General features: G+C 72.9%; 12 protein-coding genes. 8 read left to right on the forward strand and 4 right to left on the reverse strand.

Going from position 1 to position 17,172, the window contains the following annotated elements:
- Positions 1–3 precede the first annotated feature (3 nt).
- Both ABEA82_RS23900 and ABEA82_RS23905 read right to left on the reverse strand, forming a co-directional pair.
- Positions 4–3,153: an FAD-binding and (Fe-S)-binding domain-containing protein gene (locus ABEA82_RS23900; RefSeq protein WP_345663662.1), complete on the reverse strand. Its 3,150-nt coding sequence runs from the start codon at positions 3,151–3,153 to the stop codon at positions 4–6.
- A gap of 74 nt (positions 3,154–3,227) precedes the next feature.
- Positions 3,228–3,728 (reverse strand): MarR family winged helix-turn-helix transcriptional regulator, encoded by a 501-nt coding sequence (locus ABEA82_RS23905; protein WP_345663663.1) that lies wholly within the window; start codon positions 3,726–3,728, stop codon positions 3,228–3,230.
- A 115-nt stretch (positions 3,729–3,843) separates the two neighbouring features.
- On the opposite strand from ABEA82_RS23905, the gene ABEA82_RS23910 reads away from it, so the two are divergent.
- Positions 3,844–4,359 (forward strand): YceI family protein, encoded by a 516-nt coding sequence (locus ABEA82_RS23910; RefSeq protein ID WP_345663664.1) that lies wholly within the window; start codon positions 3,844–3,846, stop codon positions 4,357–4,359.
- Between the two features lie 109 nt (positions 4,360–4,468).
- Here the strand turns inward: ABEA82_RS23910 and ABEA82_RS23915 are convergent, their stop codons facing one another.
- Complete coding sequence (locus ABEA82_RS23915; RefSeq protein WP_345663665.1) at positions 4,469–8,509, reverse strand: bifunctional nitrate reductase/sulfite reductase flavoprotein subunit alpha; 4,041 nt, start codon at positions 8,507–8,509, stop codon at positions 4,469–4,471.
- A gap of 194 nt (positions 8,510–8,703) precedes the next feature.
- Here ABEA82_RS23915 and ABEA82_RS23920 point away from each other — a divergent pair, with 194 nt between their 5' ends.
- From ABEA82_RS23920 to ABEA82_RS23935, 4 genes are all read left to right on the forward strand, one after another.
- Positions 8,704–9,099: a cell division protein SepF gene (locus ABEA82_RS23920; protein ID WP_345663666.1), complete on the forward strand. Its 396-nt coding sequence runs from the start codon at positions 8,704–8,706 to the stop codon at positions 9,097–9,099.
- A 99-nt stretch (positions 9,100–9,198) separates the two neighbouring features.
- Positions 9,199–10,536: an AAA family ATPase gene (locus ABEA82_RS23925; RefSeq protein WP_345663667.1), complete on the forward strand. Its 1,338-nt coding sequence runs from the start codon at positions 9,199–9,201 to the stop codon at positions 10,534–10,536.
- Positions 10,529–10,888 (forward strand): nucleotide pyrophosphohydrolase, encoded by a 360-nt coding sequence (locus tag ABEA82_RS23930; protein WP_345663668.1) that lies wholly within the window; start codon positions 10,529–10,531, stop codon positions 10,886–10,888. Before ABEA82_RS23925 ends, ABEA82_RS23930 begins: the two co-directional genes overlap by 8 nt.
- A 179-nt stretch (positions 10,889–11,067) precedes the next feature.
- Entirely contained in the window at positions 11,068–11,538 is a 471-nt protein-coding gene (locus ABEA82_RS23935) for a DUF6099 family protein (RefSeq protein WP_345663669.1), read from the forward strand.
- A gap of 20 nt (positions 11,539–11,558) precedes the next feature.
- Here ABEA82_RS23935 and ABEA82_RS23940 read toward each other — a convergent pair whose 3' ends face one another.
- Positions 11,559–11,738 carry a hypothetical protein gene (locus ABEA82_RS23940; protein ID WP_345663670.1) on the reverse strand — a complete coding sequence of 60 codons (180 nt, stop codon included), beginning with the start codon at positions 11,736–11,738 and terminating at the stop codon, positions 11,559–11,561.
- 239 nt (positions 11,739–11,977) lie between these two features.
- On the opposite strand from ABEA82_RS23940, the gene ABEA82_RS23945 reads away from it, so the two are divergent.
- The 3 genes from ABEA82_RS23945 to ABEA82_RS23955 all read left to right on the forward strand — a co-directional run bounded on the left by ABEA82_RS23945 (position 11,978) and on the right by ABEA82_RS23955 (position 17,141).
- The gene (locus ABEA82_RS23945; RefSeq protein WP_345663671.1) at positions 11,978–12,901 is read left to right on the forward strand and encodes an LLM class F420-dependent oxidoreductase; all 924 of its coding nucleotides are present in this window, start codon (positions 11,978–11,980) and stop codon (positions 12,899–12,901) included.
- 221 nt (positions 12,902–13,122) lie between these two features.
- Entirely contained in the window at positions 13,123–14,586 is a 1,464-nt protein-coding gene (locus ABEA82_RS23950; protein ID WP_345663672.1) for a 3' terminal RNA ribose 2'-O-methyltransferase Hen1, read from the forward strand.
- Positions 14,583–17,141: a polynucleotide kinase-phosphatase gene (locus ABEA82_RS23955; RefSeq protein WP_345663673.1), complete on the forward strand. Its 2,559-nt coding sequence runs from the start codon at positions 14,583–14,585 to the stop codon at positions 17,139–17,141. The genes ABEA82_RS23950 and ABEA82_RS23955 overlap by 4 nt, the downstream gene beginning before the upstream one ends.
- Positions 17,142–17,172: the final 31 nt, after the last annotated feature.

Raw genomic sequence — 17,172 nt, forward strand, 5'->3', positions numbered from 1 at the left:
ATTCTACGACGCTGTAGAGACGGCCGCTCGAGCGCCCCGGTGGCGCAGCCCGCGCACCAGCCCGGCGGTGACACCCGCGGCGGCCAGTCCCGCACCGGCCAGCGCCAGCGCCCTGGCCCCCCGGCCCGGGGGCGCGGGCCGGGCACCGGGGGCGACGCCGTACGCGCTGCCCGGGGCGCCTGGCAGCGCCGAGGCCAGGAGTTCCGCCAGGTGCACGCCCTCGTGGCCGCCGCTGTCCAGCTCGTGGATCTGCGTACGGCAGCTGAAGCCGTCGGCCAGGACCACCGTCTGCGCCTCCTCGGCGCGCAGCCGGGGCAGCAGCACGCGTTCCGCGCACGCCTCGCTGACGTCGAGATGACCGCGTTCGAAGCCGAAGTTGCCGGCCAGTCCGCAGCAGCCGGCCTCCAGCCGCTCCGCGTCCACCCCGGCCCGGCGCAGCAGCTCCCGGTCGGCGTCCCAGCCGAGTACGGCGTGCTGGTGGCAGTGCACCTGTGCCAGCGCCCGCGCGGACCGCTCGGGGACCTGTGGGGGCTCGTAGCCGGGGGAGTGCTCGGTGAGCAGTTCCGCGAGGGTCACCGTCTGCTCGCGCAGGCGGCGTACATCCCGGTCGCCCGGGAACAGCTCCGCGGCGTCGGAGCGGAACACGGCCGTGCAGCTCGGCTCCAGCGCCACCACCAGGCCGCCCGCGCGGACGTGCTCGGCGAGATGCCGGACGGTCCGGGTGAGGACGCGTTCGGCGATGCCGAGCTGGCCGGTGGAGATCCAGGTCAGACCGCAGCACAGCGGCTCGGTGGGCAGCTCGACCCGCCAGCCCGCGTGCTCCAGCAGCGCGACGGCCGCCCGGCCGATGTGCGGGTGGAAGTGGTTGGTGAAGGTGTCCGGCCACAGCAGGACCGTGCCGCGCCGCCCGTCGCCCTCCGGCCCGCGGTCGCGGAACCACTGCTGGAGCGTCTGCCCCGCGAACAGCGGCACCTCCCGGTCCGCGACCCCGGCCGCGGCGACCGCGGCCCTGGACAGGGGCGGGGTGTGGGTGAGCGCGTTGACGACCGGCCCGAGCCGGGTCCGTCCGACCGCCTGGGCGAGCGCCGGCAGCCAGCCCATCGACAGGTCCGAGCGCGGCCGGCGCCAGGGCCGCCCCTGGTAGTGGTGGGACAGGAACTCCGCCTTGTACGTCGCCATGTCGACATCGGCCGGGCAGTCCTGCTTGCAGCCCTTGCACGCGAGGCACAGGTCGAGGGCGTCCTTGACCTCCGCCGAGCGCCAGCCGTCGCCGATGGCGCTGTCGCCGTGCCCGTCGAGCATCTCGAACAGCAGCCGGGCGCGTCCGCGCGTGGAGTGCTCCTCCTCCCGCGTCACCTGGTACGAGGGGCACATCACCGAGCCGCCGTCGTTGGTGAGCTGCCGGCACTTGCCGACGCCGACGCACCGGTTGGCCGCCTCCGCGAAGGACCCGCCGTCGTGCGGGAAGCGGAAGTGCAGGTCGCGCCGGTCCTCGGGCGCCCAGTCGCCGCCCAGGCGCAGATTGCGGTCCAGCCCGTACGGCGCCACGACCTTCCCGGGGTTCATCCGGTTCAGCGGGTCGAAGACGGCCTTGAGCCGCCCGAACGCCTCGACCAGTTCCTCCCCGAACATCCGGGGCAGCAACTCGCCCCGGCTCTGGCCGTCGCCGTGCTCCCCGGAGAACGAGCCGCCGAACTCGGCGACCAGATCGGCCGCCCGCTCCATGAACCGCCGGTAGGCGGCCACGCCCTCGGCGCTGTACAGGTCGAAGGGGATCCGGGTGTGCACGCAGCCCTGCCCGAAGTGGCCGTAGAGGCTGGGCCCGGTGTCGCTGAGGTAGCCGAACTCCTCGTACAGCCGGCGCAGTCGGCGCAGGTACTCGCCCAGCCGTTCCGGCGGCACGGCCGAGTCCTCCCAGCCCTCGAAGGTGTCGGGTCGGTGCGGCACGTGCGCGGTGGCGCCGAGCCCGGACTCCCGGACCTGCCACAGCTCCTGTTCGTGGCCGGGGTCGTCGAGGAACGCCACCTCGGGGTCGTGGTCGCTCTCGTGCAGCGCGTCCAGCATCCGGTGGGCCCGGTCGTCCGCCTCCTCGACGGTGTCGGCGCCGAACTGCACCATCAAGAAGGCCCGGCCGTCGGGGAGTTCGCCGAGGGCCTCGGGGTTGAGGTGCTTGAGCCGCTGGTCGTGGATCAGCCGGTGGTCGACGCCCTCCAGCGCGATCGGCTCGTGCGGCAGGATGTCCGGCACGGCCTCGGCGGCCTCGTCGATCCGGGGGAACCCCAGCACCACCAGGGTGCGTTCCTTCACCACCGGCACGAGTTCCAGTTCGGCACGGAGTACGGTCACGAGCGTCGACTCGCTGCCGACCAGCAGCCCGGCGACGTCGAAACCGTGCTCCGGCAGCAGGGAGTCGAGGTTGTAGCCGGAGACGCGGCGCGGGATGTCGGGGAAGCGGCGCCGGACCTCGTCCCCGTACCGGTCGCGCAGCGCCCGCAACCGCCGGTACACCGACGCCCGCGGATCCCCCTGCCGCTCGATCTCGGCGTACTCCTCGTCGTCGGTCTCGCCGCACCAGAACCGGGTGCCGTCGTAGAGCAGCACCTCCAGCCGGGCGATGTTGTCGACGACCTTGCCGTACGCCTGGGCGGTGGCGCCGCAGGAGTTGTTGCCGATCATGCCGCCGAGGGTGCAGTTGGGGTGGGTGGCGGGCTCGGGGCCGTAGCGCAGTCCGGTCGGGGCGAGTTGCCGGTTGAGTTCGTCCAGGACGATGCCGGGCTGCACGACGCAGGTGCGCCCTTCGGCGTCCACCGACTCCAGCCGGTCGCAGTACTTCGACCAGTCGATCACCACGGCGGTGTTGGTGCACTGTCCGGCCAGACTGGTCCCACCGCCCCGGGACAGCACCGGCGCCCCGTGCTCGCGGGCCACGGCCACCGCCTCGACCGCCGCCTCGGGCGTCCTCGGCACCACCACACCGATCGGCGTCTGCCGGAAGTTGGAGGCATCCGTCGAGTACGCGGCCCGGCTTCCCCCGTCGAACCGCACCTCACCGTCGACCCGGGCCCGCAACGCCTCCGCGAGCGCCCCCACGTCGACCGGCGGACCGCCCACCTGGTGGCGGACGACAGGATCGGGCAGGTCCAACGCGCCCATGAGGCCTCCTGCTGATGTCGGGACGAGCAGGCGCCGGGTACCCCCGAGCGCGTGGCGGTGAACCGCCCGGTCCCTCACCCCCGGTGGGGCTCCTGGGCGAGGTCCGGCACCAGCCCGCGCATCGCCGCGCACTGGTCCGGCCCCATGAAGCGGGCCAGGCCCTCGGTGACCGTCTCGGCGAGTGCGCCGGAGGTCTCGGTCAGGAGGCGGCGGGCCTTGTCGGTGAGGGCGACCTCGATGCCGCGTTTGTCGCCGCAGACCGACCGGCGGGTGACGAGGCCGGCGTGCTGGAGACAGGCGATCTGGTAGGTGAGGCGGGTCTTGGGGCGGCCGAGGAGTTCCGCGACCCGGGTCATGCGCAGGCCGCCCTCGGGCTGTTCGGCGAGCAGGCACAGCACCAGGAACTCGTCGTGCGAGACGTCCAGCTTCTCCTTCACGACCGTGCGCAGCCGCTGTTCCACGGCTCCCGTCGCGGCGAGCAGCAGCATCCAGGCGCGCAGCTCGGCGGGCAGCAGTCCGGTGCCCTCGGTGGGGCATCCGGGCAGGTCGGCGGGTTGCTCCTGGGGGTCGGCCATGGCTTCGAGTCTACCTGTCGTCCAAATTTGGAGCAGAAGGGTTGTCCAATTTTGGATGAGCGGCTAGCGTGCCGAGTAGTCATCCAAATTTGAACCACTTGCTGGGAGAACGATCATGACCGTCGCCGTGGAAACCGGACTGTGGCAGCTCGACACGACCACCTCGACCGTCGGCATCCGGCACAGGACCATGTGGGGCCTGGTCACCGTCAAGGGAGGCTTCGGCGCCGTCAGCGGCACCGGCGAGGTCCGGCCCGACGGGTCCGCCGTCGGCACCCTGACGCTCGACGTCGCCACCCTCGACACCGGCAACGCCAAGCGCGACACCCATCTGAAGTCCGCCGACTTCTTCGACGCCGGGAACCACCCCGAGATCACCTTCGCGGCCGACAGCGCCGAGCTCCGCGACGGCGACCAGGTGCACGTCGTCGGCCGGCTCACCGTGCGCGGCGTCAGCAGGCCGCTCTCCCTCACGGCACGGCTGAGGGACGGGGACACGGCGGGGCTCACCCTGGAGGCGGAGTTCAGCGTGGACCGCGAGCAGTTCGGCATGGGCTGGAACCAGCTGGGCATGATCCGCGGCCGGACCACCGTCACCGCCACCCTCCGCTTCGTCCGGGCCGCGGCCTGAATCCGACCTCAGGCCGCCGCACGCACCCACCCGCCGCACGTCCGTGCTCGACAGCGTCCGCGGCGACGAGGTGAACGCGCGCAACCGATCCGGACACCCGGGCCGGGGCTCAGTACACGTCCCGCACGTACCGCTTGTCCGCCGCGAGTTGCTTCACGTACGCGGCGGCCTCCGCCTCGCTCAGCCCGCCGTGCGCCACCGCGATGTCCCGCAGCGCCCGGTCCACGTCCTTCGCCATCCGCGAGGCGTCGCCGCACACGTAGAAGCGGGCGCCGTCCCGCAGCCAGTGCCACAGTTCCGGCCCGTGCTCGCGCATCCGGTCCTGCACGTACACCTTGTTGCGCTGGTCGCGGGAGAAGGCGGTGTCCAGGCGGGTGAGGGTGCCCTCGTCGAGCAGCGCCGTCAGCTCCTCCTCGTAGTAGAAGTCCGTCGCACGGTGCTGCTCGCCGAAGAACAGCCAGTTGGGGGCCCGGTGGCCCAGCGCCCGCCGCTCCTGGAGGAACCCGACGAACGGCGCGACGCCGGTCCCGGGGCCGACCATGACCATCGGTGCCGACGCGTCGGCCGGAGGCCGGAAGTGCGCAGAGCGCTGCACGAACACCGGGACCTCGGTGTCCGGCCCGGAGTCGGCGAGGAACGGCGAGCACACCCCGCCGCGGGCCTGCCCGCGCAGGTTCTCGTACCGCACCACGGACACCGTCAGCGACACCTGCCGCGGGTCGACCAGGGGGCTCGACGATATGGAGTACAGCCGAGGCTGGAGTGTGCGCAGCACCCCCACCCACTCCTGGGCACTCGCCCGCGCCGCGTACTCGGCGACGACGTCCACGGCCTGCCGGCCCCAGCTCCACTGCGCGAGACCGTCCTTGTTGTCGGGCCGCAGCAGCCTGCGCAACTCGTGGTCGTCCCGGGCCCGTTCGGCGACGAAGCGCAGCAGGTCGGGGGTGATCCTGGTGATGTCGAGGTGCCGGCGCAGCGCCTCGGCGAACGGCACCTCGCCCGCACCGCCCACCTCGACGGCCGCCCCGGCGTCCAGTCCGGTCACCGCCAGCCACTCCGCCACGAGGGCGGACGAGTTGACCGGCCGCACGCCGAGCGCGTCCCCGGCCTCGTACGCCAGGTCCGTCCCGCTCGTGTCGAAGGTGAACCGCCGGACCTCCTTGCCCGCGCCGGGCCGGCTGAGCAGCCGGTTGCCGACGAGCCGGGCGGTGGTGGCCGGCGGCTTGGACCTGGCCTCGGGCCGGGGTGCGGGCGTCGGCTCCGGTTCCTGCGTGGTGGTCCCGCCCAGCGCCGACAGCACCTGGTCGAGCCACGCCCCGGCGGAGCTGTCGTAGTCCGGCTCGCAGTCCGTACGTGGGGCCAGCCGCACCCCGCCCAGTTCGTCGAGGCGCGCGTCGAGCCGTCGCCCGTGCCCGCAGAAGTCGTCGTACGAGGAGTCGCCGAAGGCGAGCACGGCGTACCGCACGCCGTCCAGCCGGGGTGCCTGCTCGGCGGCGAGTTCGTCCCACAGGCCGGAGCCGTTGTCCGGCGCGTCGCCGTCCCCGAAGGTGCTGGTGATGAAGAGCAGGTCGGCGGTGCGGGCGAGCGTGCCGAGTTCGATCTCGTCCATGCCGACGAGGGTCGTACGGTGCCCGGTCGCCGTCAGCCGCTCGGCGGTGGCGGCGGCGAACTCCTCGGCGTTGCCCGTCTGCGACGCCCACAGCACCACGACCTCACGGCCGGCCGGCTCCTGCGGCGCCGCGGTCGTGCTCCGCGAGTACATACCGGCCAGGACGCCGTTGACCCACAGGGCGTGCTCGAGGGAGAAGGGCGCGTCGGGCGGGAGCACCGGCACGCCCGGGGCGCCCGAGCCGAGCCCGGCGAGGAAGCCCGTGAGGTACCGCCGCTCCTGTGCGGAGAGCACCGGCGGCGGGGAGGGTTCGAGCCCGAAGGGGTCGGCTCCGCGCGGCGTCACGGCCGTGGGGACGACGGCCGCCGGTTCCTCGTCGCCGGGCGTCGCCACCTTCGCCAGCGACACGGCGCACACCTTGAACTCCGGCTGGAACGACAGCGGATCCACCGCGTCGCTCGTCACCGCGTTGATGCTCAGGTACTCGCCGAACAGGTCGTTCCAGTGGAACGGCGCGAAGCAGCACCCCGGCCGCACCCGGTCCGTCACGACCGCCGGCAGCACGGCCCGCCCACGCCGTGAGGCGACCTCGACCAGATCGCCCTCGGCGACGCCGAGCGCGTCCGCGTCCCGCGGGTGCACCTCCACGAAGGGCCCGGAGTTCAGCTTGTTGAGCTTGGCGACCTTCCCGGTCTTGGTGAGCGTGTGCCACTGGTGCTGCACCCGCCCCGTGTTGAGGACGAACGGATAGTCGTCGTCGGGCATCTCCTCGGCGGGCAGATGGGGCCGGGCGAAGAAGACGGCACGACCGCTCTCGGTCGGGAAGCGCGGTTCACCGTCCCCGACGTACCGGATCGGATTGCGCGCCGGCCCGTCCTCCCGGGCGGCCGGCCACTGCACGGATGTCTCGCGCAGCCGCGCGTAGGACACCCCGCGCAGATCCCACCCGGTCTTCGGGTTCCAGAACCGCCGGATCTCGTCGAAGACCTGCTCGGCGCTGTCGTACGAGAACGCCTTCTCGTACCCCATCGCGCACGCCACCTCCGCGATGATCCGCCAGTCGGCCATCGCCTCCCCGGGCGGGTCCGCGGCCCGCCCCGTCAGCGTGAGGTTGCGCTCGCTGTTGACGAAGACGCCCTCCGACTCGGTCCACATCGCGCCCGGCAGGACGACGTCGGCGTACGCGTTCGTCTCGGTGTCCGTGAACACGTCCTGCGTGACGACGAACTCGGCGGCCTCCAGGCCCTCGATGACCGTGCGGCGGTTGGCGACGGAGGCGACGGGGTTGGTGCAGATGATCCAGCAGGCCTTGATCTCCCCCTCGGCCATCTTCCGGAACATCTCGACCGTGCCCTGCCCGGCCCCGTCCGCGCGCAGCGTCCCGGGCGGCAGCTCCCACACCTCCTCGGTGAACGACCGTTCCTCCGCCACGAGCAGCGACCGCTGGCCCGGCAGACCCGGGCCCATGTAGCCCATCTCGCGCCCGCCCATGGCGTTGGGCTGGCCGGTGAGGGAGAACGGCCCGGCGCCGGGCCGGCAGATCGCCCCCGTCGCCAGGTGCAGGTTGACCAGGGCGTTGGTGTTCCAGGTGCCGTGCGTGGACTGGTTGAGGCCCATGGTCCAGCAGCTCATCCACCGCCGGCCGGCCGCGCCGATCAGCCCTGCGGCCTCGCGCAGGTCGTCCTCCGCGAGCCCGGTGATCTCCGCGACCGCCGCCGGGGTGTAGTCGGCGAGGAATTCGGGCAGGGCCTCCCAGCCCTCGGTGTGCGCCGTGACGAACTCGTCGTCGGTGTGCCCGCCGGCGTGCAGCAGATGCAGCAGGCCGTTCAGCAACGCGAGGTCGGTTCCCGGCCTGACCTGGAGGAACAGGTCGGCCTTCGCTGCGGTGGCGGTCCGGCGCGGATCGACGACGATCAGTTTGGCGCCGGCCTTGACCCGCTCCATCATCCGCAGGAAGAGGATCGGGTGGCAGTCGGCCATGTTCGACCCGATGACGAGGAAGGCGTCGGCCTGCTCGAAGTCCTCGTACGAACCGGGCGGCCCGTCCGCGCCCAGCGACAGTTTGTAGCCGGTGCCCGCGCTCGCCATGCACAACCGCGAGTTCGACTCGATCCGGTTCGTCCGCACGAACCCCTTGGCCAGCTTGTTCGCCAGGTACTGGGCCTCCAGGCTCATCTGCCCGGAGACGTAGAGGGCGACCGCGTCCGGCCCGTGCGTCTCGACGATCTCGCGCAGCCGCCGGCCGGTCTCGGCGATCGCGTCGGCGGCGGGGGAGAGCACCGGCTCCTCGCCCCGGTCGTTTCGGACCAGCGCGGTGGTCAGCCGGCCGGGCGCGGCGAGCATGTCGGCCGTGGTCGCGCCCTTGGTGCACAGCCGGCCTGCGTTCGCCGGATGGGCCTTGTCGCCGGAGGCCTTCAGGACCGTGCGCCGCCCGTCCGGCCCCGTCCCGACATCGAGGACGAGGCCGCAGCCCACACCGCAGTACGAGCAGACGGTGCGCACCTGCCGCGTCTCCGGCCGCGGGCGGGGGGTCGTGGTCATGCCGTCGACGGTACGAACGTCCCGTTACGCGGGTGTCACTTCGCTTGATCACTACGAGTTACGCCCGTCACACAGCCGCCTTCCGGCCGTTGTGAGGTGCTTTGGCGTCGCGGAGCGTGTCGCTGTTGGGCCGAACGGGTGACCGTGCGCAACAATTGGCCGATGCAGACAGCCAGTGCGAGCCAGGACGGAGCATGCCGGTGAACAGCCACGATGTCACCGACGAACAGTGGGAGGGGCTCGCCCAGGTCGTGCCGCTGCGGGGCCGGGACGCCTGGCCCTCCTCCGTCGGCCGGCGGTCCATACCCGAGGCCGAGACACAGACCCGCCGCCGCTTCGTGGTCCTGCGCGTCAATGTCTTCGCCGACGCGCGTGACGTCGCCGAGAGGCTGATGGCGGGCGTGCCCGTGCTGCTCGACCTGACCGGCGCGGAGACGGATGTCGCCAAGCGGGTTCTCGACTTCAGCACGGGTGTGGTCTTCGGCCTGGCGAGCGGTATGCACCGGGTGGACCGCAACGTGTTCCTGCTGACTCCGGCGGGGACCGAGGTGACCGGGCTGATGGAGGGGGTCGGCCTTCCGGGGATGTGACTCCCCGCCCCGGGGCCGGGTCGCTCGATCGTAGGAAGGCCCCGCAGACGGAACGGTTCGTCCTGCCGGGGGTGCTCCGCGACGCCCTACCGTCCGGATATGACCCAGCCCCCCGCTCCCGCCCACCTCGTACAGCCCGGCCCTCCCGCGGACGGCGCCGTGCGCACCGGCCGCCCCCGGATCACCGAGCTGCGGCTGTCCGCCTTCACCACCCACCGCCGTGCCGTGCTCCCGCTCGGGCCGCTCACCCTGTTCGCCGGTCCCAGCGGCAGCGGCAAGTCCAGCGCGCTGCGGGCGTACGAGGCGCTCGCCCGGCTCGGGGGCGGCGCCGGGCTCGGTGAGGCGTTCCCGGACCCCGTCGCCTGTGTGCCGGAGCGGGCCCGGCCCGACGCGCAGCGCCGGCGCGGCTTCCGGATCGGGTGCACGGCCGACGGCCCGGCCGGACCCGTCCGGCTCGACGTCGCCGTACAGGCCGAGCCCGAACTGCGCGTCGTGGGGGAGCGGTTGACCGCCGACGGACTGGTCCTGCTGGAGACCGCCCTGCGCGACCCCGGCAAACGTGCCGTGCAGGCCGCCTGGCACACGGCCGGACCGACGCCCGTCACCCGCGGTCCGCTGCCGGACGACCGGCTCGGTACCGCCCTGCTGCCGCTGCGCGTGGCCGGCAAGACGCCCGGGCAGCGCAGGGTGCTGGCCGCGGCCGAGCAGATGGTGGTCGCCCTGCGCTCCGTCTTCGCCTGCGACCCCGATCCGGCCCGGATGCGCGGCCCGGTTCCGGCCGGCTCCGGACGGCTGCTCGGCGGCTGCGGAAACCTCGCCGACGTCCTGTGGCGCACCCGCGCCGAATGCGCACGCCGGCACGCGCAGTTCGTCGCCGCGGTACGCGCCGGCTGCGCGGGACCGGTGGCGGACGTCCTTGCTGGGCCTGCGTCGGACGTCCTCGCCGGACTTGCGTCGGACGTCCTCGCCGGACCTGCGTCGGACGTCCTCGCCGGACCTGCGTCGGACGTCCTCGCCGGACCCGCGCCGGCCGTCCTGCCCGGGCCGGCGCGGGACGCGCGGGCCCGGCCGAACGGCACCGGCAGCCGGGCCGGGGCCCTCCGTGCCGCCCTCGACCGGGGCGACGGCACCGCGACGGACCTGCGGCGGCTCGGCGACGGCGAACTGCGGTACCTGGCCCTTGCGCTGGTCCTCTTCACCGGCCCCGGTGTCCTGGAGGTCGACCCGGCCGGAGAGGTGCCCGCCGCCCTCCAGACGCTCACCGTCCTCGCCGACGGCTTCGACCGGAACCTCGACACAGGGCAACGCCACGAACTGCTGCGGCTGGCGGCCCGGATGTGCGAGCGCGGGCACATCCGGCTCGTCGGTGCGGTCAGCGACGCCTCGTGGGCCGACGGGGCGGAGGGCGTCACGGTGGTACACCTGAGCCGTGACTGATCCCCGCGACGAACCGCAGCCCGGACCCCACGGCGAGCCCCTGGACGTGGCGCGACTGCAACGCCGGCTGGCCGAGTTCGCGGCCGCGCGGAACTGGCAGCCGTACCACACCCCCAAGAACCTGGCCGCCGCGCTCAGCGTGGAGGCGTCCGAACTGGTCGAGATCTTCCAGTGGCTGACGCCCGAGGAGTCGGCCCGCGTCATGACCGACCCGGACACCGCGCACCGCGTCGCCGACGAGGTCGCCGACGTGCTCGCGTATCTGCTCCAGCTGTGCGAGGTGCTCGGCATCGACCCGCTGGCGGCGCTGGACGCCAAGATCGACCGGAACGAGCGGAGGTTCCCCCTCTAGGATTCGGATCGTCCGCTTGTACAGTGAGTAACCAAAACGCGGCCCGAAGCCGAATTGTTGTCCGCTAATTTCCGTCTTCCTCTGGCTTTTCGTCTCAGAGCCCTTCACTCTGGGTAGTGAACAAGGGAGTTCGGGCGGATGGACGCGCCAAGCGCGTCGCGACAGGACGGGGGCAGCGCATGGAAGCGGTGCGGCTCATCGTGACGAGCAGGCGGTCCCTGGCCGCGGGCGGCGACGTGCCGGAGATCCTGGCCGAGGTGTGGCAGGCGCAGGCTCTCGCACAGGCCATAGGGAGTCGGCTGGCCGTCTCAGGCCCGCCCGAACTGCGGGGCGAGGCACTGGGGTTGACCGAACTGGCGGGCCGTGGCTGCGGCGTCCTCGACCCGCCCGAACTGGCCCCCGGCGAGCTGCGGGCGGGCCAGCTCACCGAGTTGGGCGACGCCCGTCAGACCCTGATGTGCCTCGGCGGCCTCCTCGGCGAGGTCGGTATCGCCCTGGTCGGCCTCGCCTGCGCCGCGGACGACGAGGGCACGTACTGGCAGTGCATGGAGGCCATCGACGCGGCGGACGAGTCCCGCGACCGCGTCCTGGAGATGCTCCGCAGACTCGCGGACCGGGAGCAGGTCTTACCGGAGATGGAGGCGGGATAGGGCGCAGCGGGGGGCGGGTCTCAGCCGGCCTGCCCCTCCTCGCCCGAGCCGGCCCCCCGGCCGCCGTCCCCGGCCGCCTGAAGGTCCGCGTCCAACGCCGACAGATCCGCGTTCAACGCCGCCATCAGCTCCTCCATCTGCTGCAACAGCCCTTTCGGCTGCCCGCTCCCGCCCTGCTGCGGCACTGTCTCTTCGGACATGACGGCCTCCTCGGCCCATGGCCCCACGGGGAGGCCGACGCGGGTGACGCCCCGGCGTTCACCGCCCGGCGCGGAAGCCGGGGGCTCCGGCTCCGCCCGAGCCAACGATCACCGCCGGGGCCGGTCACTGGCCCGGTCACGGGGCAGACCCGGTATGGACGTAATTTCACCCGACCGGGGACGGGGAGGCGCGGGGGACCGACCTCGTGGTCCCGCGCCCCGGCGTGCAGGATGGGATCATGGACCTTCGCATCTTCACCGAGCCCCAGCAGGGGGCGACCTACGACACTCTGCTCACCGTGGCCAAGGCCACGGAAGACCTCGGATTCGACGCGTTCTTCCGTTCCGACCACTATCTCCGCATGGGTTCCGTGGACGGCCTGCCCGGCCCCACCGACGCCTGGATCACCCTGGCCGGACTCGCCCGTGAGACCAAGCGCATCCGGCTCGGCACCCTGATGACCGCCGGCACCTTCCGGCTGCCCGGCGTGTTGGCCATCCAGGTCGCGCAGGTCGACCAGATGTCCGGCGGCCGTGTCGAGCTCGGCCTCGGCGCCGGCTGGTTCGAGGACGAGCACAAGGCCTACGGCATCCCCTTCCCCAAGGAGAAGCTGGCCCGCCTCGAGGAACAGCTGGAGATCGTCACCGGCCTGTGGGCGACGGAACTCGGCAAGACCTACGACTTCCACGGCACGTACTACGACCTCACGGACTCGCCCGCGCTGCCCAAGCCCGCGCAGGCGAAGATTCCCGTGCTCGTCGGCGGTCACGGCGCCACCCGCACCCCGCGGCTGGCCGCGAAGTACGCCGACGAGTTCAACATGCCCTTCGCCTCGATCGAGGACAGCGAGCGCCAGTTCGGCCGGGTACGCGCCGCCGCCGAGGCGGCCGGCCGCGGCGGCGACGACCTGACGTACTCCAACGCCCTCGTGGTCTGCGTCGGCCGGGACGAGAAGGAGGTGGCCCGCCGGGCCGCCGCCATCGGCCGTGAGGCCGACGAGCTCAAGCTCAACGGCCTGGCCGGTTCCCCGGCCGAGGTCGTCGACAAGATCGGCCGCTACGCCGAGATCGGCGCGAGCCGCATCTACCTCCAGATCCTCGACCTGGACGACCTCGACCACCTGGAGCTGATCTCCTCGCAGGTGCAGTCGCAGCTGTCCTGAGGACGGACGCGGCGTGACGGCCGTCCGGCGGATCGGCCCGTGGGGCACGATCCGCCGGGGGCCGTTTCGTCACGGCTTGCGGGCGACCGCCACGCAGAGGGGTGGCCGGTCGAAGTCGAGGGTCTCCCGGGCCGCCGGCGAAAATTCCCGGGTGCTGCCGGTGCCCACTCGGTACCGTGTGCGTATCCGCAGTTCAGACCACTGATCGAGGTCGACCCACCGTGTTCCTGACCCTCACCACCACCGGCACCCCGGAGCGTCCCGCCACCGATCTCGGCTTCCTGCTGCACAAGCATCCCGAGAAGGCGCAGGCGTTCTCCACGTCCTACGGCACGGCCCACGTCCTCTACCCCGAGGCGGACGCCGAACGCTGCACGGCGGCGCTGCTGCTGGAGGTGGACGCGGTGGCTCTGGTCCGGCGGGGCAAGAGCAAGGGCCGCGGCGGCGCCCCGGACGCGGCTCTCGCGCAGTACGTCAACGACCGCCCCTACGCCGCCTCCTCCCTCCTCGCCGTGGCGCTGAGCGGTGTGTTCTCCAGCGCGATGCGCGGCGTGTGCCAGGCCCGGCCCGAACTGCCCTCGACACCACGGCCGTTGCGGATCGAGGTGCCCGCGCTGCCGGCCCGCGGCGGCCCCGCGCTGGTACGAGCGCTCTTCGAGCCGCTCGGCTGGACGGTCACGGCCGAACCCGTTCCGCTGGACACCGAGTTCCCCGCGTGGGGCGACTCCCGCTACGTCCGACTCGAACTGGAGTCCGCCGACCGCACCGTCGCCGAGGCCCTGCGGCACCTGTACGTCCTCCTCCCGGTCCTGGACGACGCCAAGCACTACTGGGTCTCCCCCGACGAGGTCGACAAGCTGCTGCGCGCCGGCGAGGGCTGGCTGGCCGGCCACCCGGAGCAGAAGCTGATCACCAGCCGCTACCTCTCGCGCCGCTGGTCGCTGACCCGGCAGGCGACCGAGCGGCTGGAGCTGGTGCGGCTCGCGGAGACGGACGACAGCGAGGTCGAGGAGATCGACAACGCGGTCGAGGCGGAGACCGAGACCGAGGAGCGGCCCACCCCGCTGGCGGTCCGGCGCCGGGAGGCGATCACCGCCGCGCTCAAGGCCTCCGGGGCCGCCCGGGTGCTCGATCTCGGCTGCGGCCAGGGCCAGTTGGTGCAGGCGCTCCTCAAGGACCCGGCGTTCACCGAGATCGTGGGTCTCGACGTGTCGATGCGGGCGCTGACCATCGCCTCCCGGCGGCTGAAGCTGGACCGCATGGGGGAGCGGCAGGCCGCGCGCGTCCAGCTCCTCCAGGGCTCGCTCGCGTACACCGACCGCCGGCTCAAGGGGTACGACGCCGCCGTGCTCAGCGAGGTCATCGAGCACCTCGACCTGCCCCGGCTGCCCGCCCTGGAGTACGCCGTGTTCGGCTCGGCCCGCCCGCGCACGGTCCTCGTGACCACCCCGAACGTCGAGTACAACGTGCGGTGGGAGAGCCTCCCGGCCGGCCATGTCCGGCACGGCGACCACCGCTTCGAGTGGACCCGCGCGGAGTTCCGCGCCTGGGCCGAGGCGGTGGCCGCACGCCACGGCTACGACGTCGGGTTCGAACCCGTCGGCCCCGACGACCCGGAGGTGGGACCACCCACCCAGATGGCCGTGTTCACCCTGACCACCCCGAAGGAGGCGAAGGCGGCATGACCGACGTACAGAACAAGGCCGACGCCCCGAAGGGGCGCGTGCTGCCCGTCACCGACCTCTCCCTGGTGGTGCTCGTCGGCGCCTCCGGCTCCGGCAAGTCCACCTTCGCGCACCGGCACTTCAAGCCGACCGAGATCATCTCGTCCGACTTCTGCCGCGGTCTCGTCTCGGACGACGAGAACGACCAGAGCGCCACCAAGGACGCCTTCGACGTCCTGCACTACATCGCGGGCAAGCGCCTCGCCGCGGGCCGCCGCACCGTCGTGGACGCGACCAGCGTGCAGCCCGACGCCCGACGGCAGCTGATCGACCTGGCCAAGCGGCACGACGTCCTGCCCATAGCCATCGTGCTCGACGTGCCCGAGGCGGTGTGCGCCGAGCGCAACGCGGGCCGCCGCGACCGCGCGGACATGCCCCGCCGGGTCATCCAGCGCCACACCCGCGAACTCCGCCGCTCTCTCAGGCACCTGGAGCGCGAGGGCTTCCGCAAGGTGCACGTCCTGCGCGGTGTCGAGGAGGCCGAGCACGCCACCGTCGTCACCGAGAAGCGCTTCAACGACCTGACCCACCTCACCGGCCCCTTCGACATCATCGGCGACATCCACGGCTGCTCCGCCGAACTGGAGGCGCTGCTGGCCAAGCTCGGCTACACCGACGGCGTCCACCCCGAGGGCCGTACGGCCGTCTTCGTCGGCGACCTGGTCGACCGCGGCCCCGACAGCCCGGGCGTGCTCCGCCGCGTGATGGCGATGGTGAAGTCCGGCAACGCCCTGTGCGTGCCCGGCAACCACGAGAACAAGTACGGGCGTCACCTCAAGGGCCGCAAGGTCCAGCACACCCACGGCCTCGCCGAGACCGTCGAGCAGATGGCGGGCGAGAGCGAGGAGTTCCGCGCCGAGGTGCGGGAGTTCATCGACGGCCTCGTCAGCCACTACGTCCTCGACGGCGGCCGGCTGGTCGTCTGCCACGCCGGGCTGCCCGAGAAGTACCACGGCCGCACCTCCGGCCGGGTCCGCAGCCACGCCCTGTACGGCGACACGACCGGGGAGACGGACGAGTTCGGCCTGCCGGTGCGCTACCCGTGGGCGGAGGAGTACCGGGGACGGGCCGCCGTGGTCTACGGCCACACCCCGGTCCCGGAGGCCACCTGGCTCAACAACACGATCTGCTTGGACACCGGCGCCGTCTTCGGCGGCAGGCTCACCGCGCTGCGCTGGCCGGAGCGCGAACTGGTCGACGTACCGGCCGAGCGGGTCTGGTACGAGCCGGTGAAGCCGCTGCGCACCGAGGCCCCCGGCGGGCACGACGGGCGCCCGCTGGACCTGGCGGACGTGCACGGCCGGCGGGTCGTGGAGACCCGGCACCAGGGCCGGATCTCGATCCGCGAGGAGAACGCGGCGGCGGCCCTGGAGGTCATGAGCCGCTTCGCGGTGGACCCGCGGCTGCTGCCGTACCTCCCGCCGACCATGGCCCCGACGGCCACGAGTCACCGCGAGGGTTACCTGGAGCACCCGGCCGAAGCGTTCGCGAAGTACGCCGAGGACGGTGTCGCCCGGGTCGTGTGCGAGGAGAAGCACATGGGCTCACGGGCGGTGGCCCTGGTGTGCCGCGACGCGGAGGCGGCCCGCAAGCGCTTCGGCGTGGACGGGCCGACCGGGTCCCTCTACACCCGTACCGGCCGCCCGTTCCTCGACGACGACGCCCTCACCGAGCAGATCCTCGACCGGGTGCGCACGGCGGCCGGCGAGGCCGGGCTCTGGGACGAGCTGGAGACGGACTGGCTGCTGCTCGACGCCGAACTGATGCCCTGGTCGCTGAAGGCGTCCGGGCTGCTCAGGTCGCAGTACGCCGCCGTGGGCGCCGCGTCCGGCGCGGTGCTCCCGCAGGCGCTGGCCGCCCTGCGGGGCGCGGCGGCGCGGGGCGTGGACGTGACGGACCTGCTGGCCCGCACCGGCGAACGGTCGGCCGACGCCGCCGCGTTCACGGACGCGTACCGCCGCTACTGCTGGACCACGGACGGCCTGGACGGCGTCCGCCTGGCGCCGTTCCAGCTCCTCGCGGTCCAGGGCCGCAGCCTCGCCGCGCTGCCGCACGACGAGCAGCTCGCCCTGCTCGACCGGCTCGTCGAGCACGACGGCAGCGGCCTGCTCCAGACCACCCGGCGGCTGTACGTCGACACCGGCGACCCGGAGTCCGTCCGGGCCGGTGTCGACTGGTGGCTGGAGATGACCGGCCGGGGCGGCGAGGGCATGGTCGTCAAGCCGGTCGGGGCGCTGGTCCGCGACAGGGAGGGCCGCCTGGTGCAGCCCGGCGTCAAGTGCCGCGGCCGCGAGTACCTGAGGATCATCTACGGCCCCGAGTACACGCGCCCGGAGAACCTCGCCCGCCTGCGCTCGCGGTTCCTGAACCACAAGCGGTCGCTGGCGATCCGCGAGTACGCGCTGGGACTGGAGGCCCTGGACCGGCTGGCGGAGGGCGAGCCGCTGTGGCGGGTGCACGAGGCGGTCTTCGGGGTGCTGGCACTGGAGTCGGAGCCGGTGGACCCGAGGCTGTGACCCCGATCCCAACAGTCCCTGGTTAACCGCT

The sequence above is a fragment of the Streptomyces venetus genome, from assembly GCF_039540295.1.
GTDB lineage: Bacteria > Actinomycetota > Actinomycetes > Streptomycetales > Streptomycetaceae > Streptomyces > Streptomyces venetus.

What these genes read in the sequence shown, in the direction of transcription:
- ABEA82_RS23935 (WP_345663669.1), top strand. Translation starts at nt 11,068, where the DNA reads ATGGAAGCGGTGCGGCTCATCGTGACGAGCAGGCGGTCCCTGGCCGCG.
- ABEA82_RS23905 (WP_345663663.1), bottom strand. Translation starts at nt 3,728, where the DNA reads ATGGCCGACCCCCAGGAGCAACCCGCCGACCTGCCCGGATGCCCCACC.
- ABEA82_RS23955 (WP_345663673.1), top strand. Translation starts at nt 14,583, where the DNA reads ATGACCGACGTACAGAACAAGGCCGACGCCCCGAAGGGGCGCGTGCTG.
- ABEA82_RS23920 (WP_345663666.1), top strand. Translation starts at nt 8,704, where the DNA reads ATGCCGGTGAACAGCCACGATGTCACCGACGAACAGTGGGAGGGGCTC.
- ABEA82_RS23945 (WP_345663671.1), top strand. Translation starts at nt 11,978, where the DNA reads ATGGACCTTCGCATCTTCACCGAGCCCCAGCAGGGGGCGACCTACGAC.
- ABEA82_RS23900 (WP_345663662.1), bottom strand. Translation starts at nt 3,153, where the DNA reads ATGGGCGCGTTGGACCTGCCCGATCCTGTCGTCCGCCACCAGGTGGGC.
- ABEA82_RS23925 (WP_345663667.1), top strand. Translation starts at nt 9,199, where the DNA reads ATGACCCAGCCCCCCGCTCCCGCCCACCTCGTACAGCCCGGCCCTCCC.
- ABEA82_RS23940 (WP_345663670.1), bottom strand. Translation starts at nt 11,738, where the DNA reads ATGTCCGAAGAGACAGTGCCGCAGCAGGGCGGGAGCGGGCAGCCGAAA.
- ABEA82_RS23915 (WP_345663665.1), bottom strand. Translation starts at nt 8,509, where the DNA reads ATGACCACGACCCCCCGCCCGCGGCCGGAGACGCGGCAGGTGCGCACC.
- ABEA82_RS23910 (WP_345663664.1), top strand. Translation starts at nt 3,844, where the DNA reads ATGACCGTCGCCGTGGAAACCGGACTGTGGCAGCTCGACACGACCACC.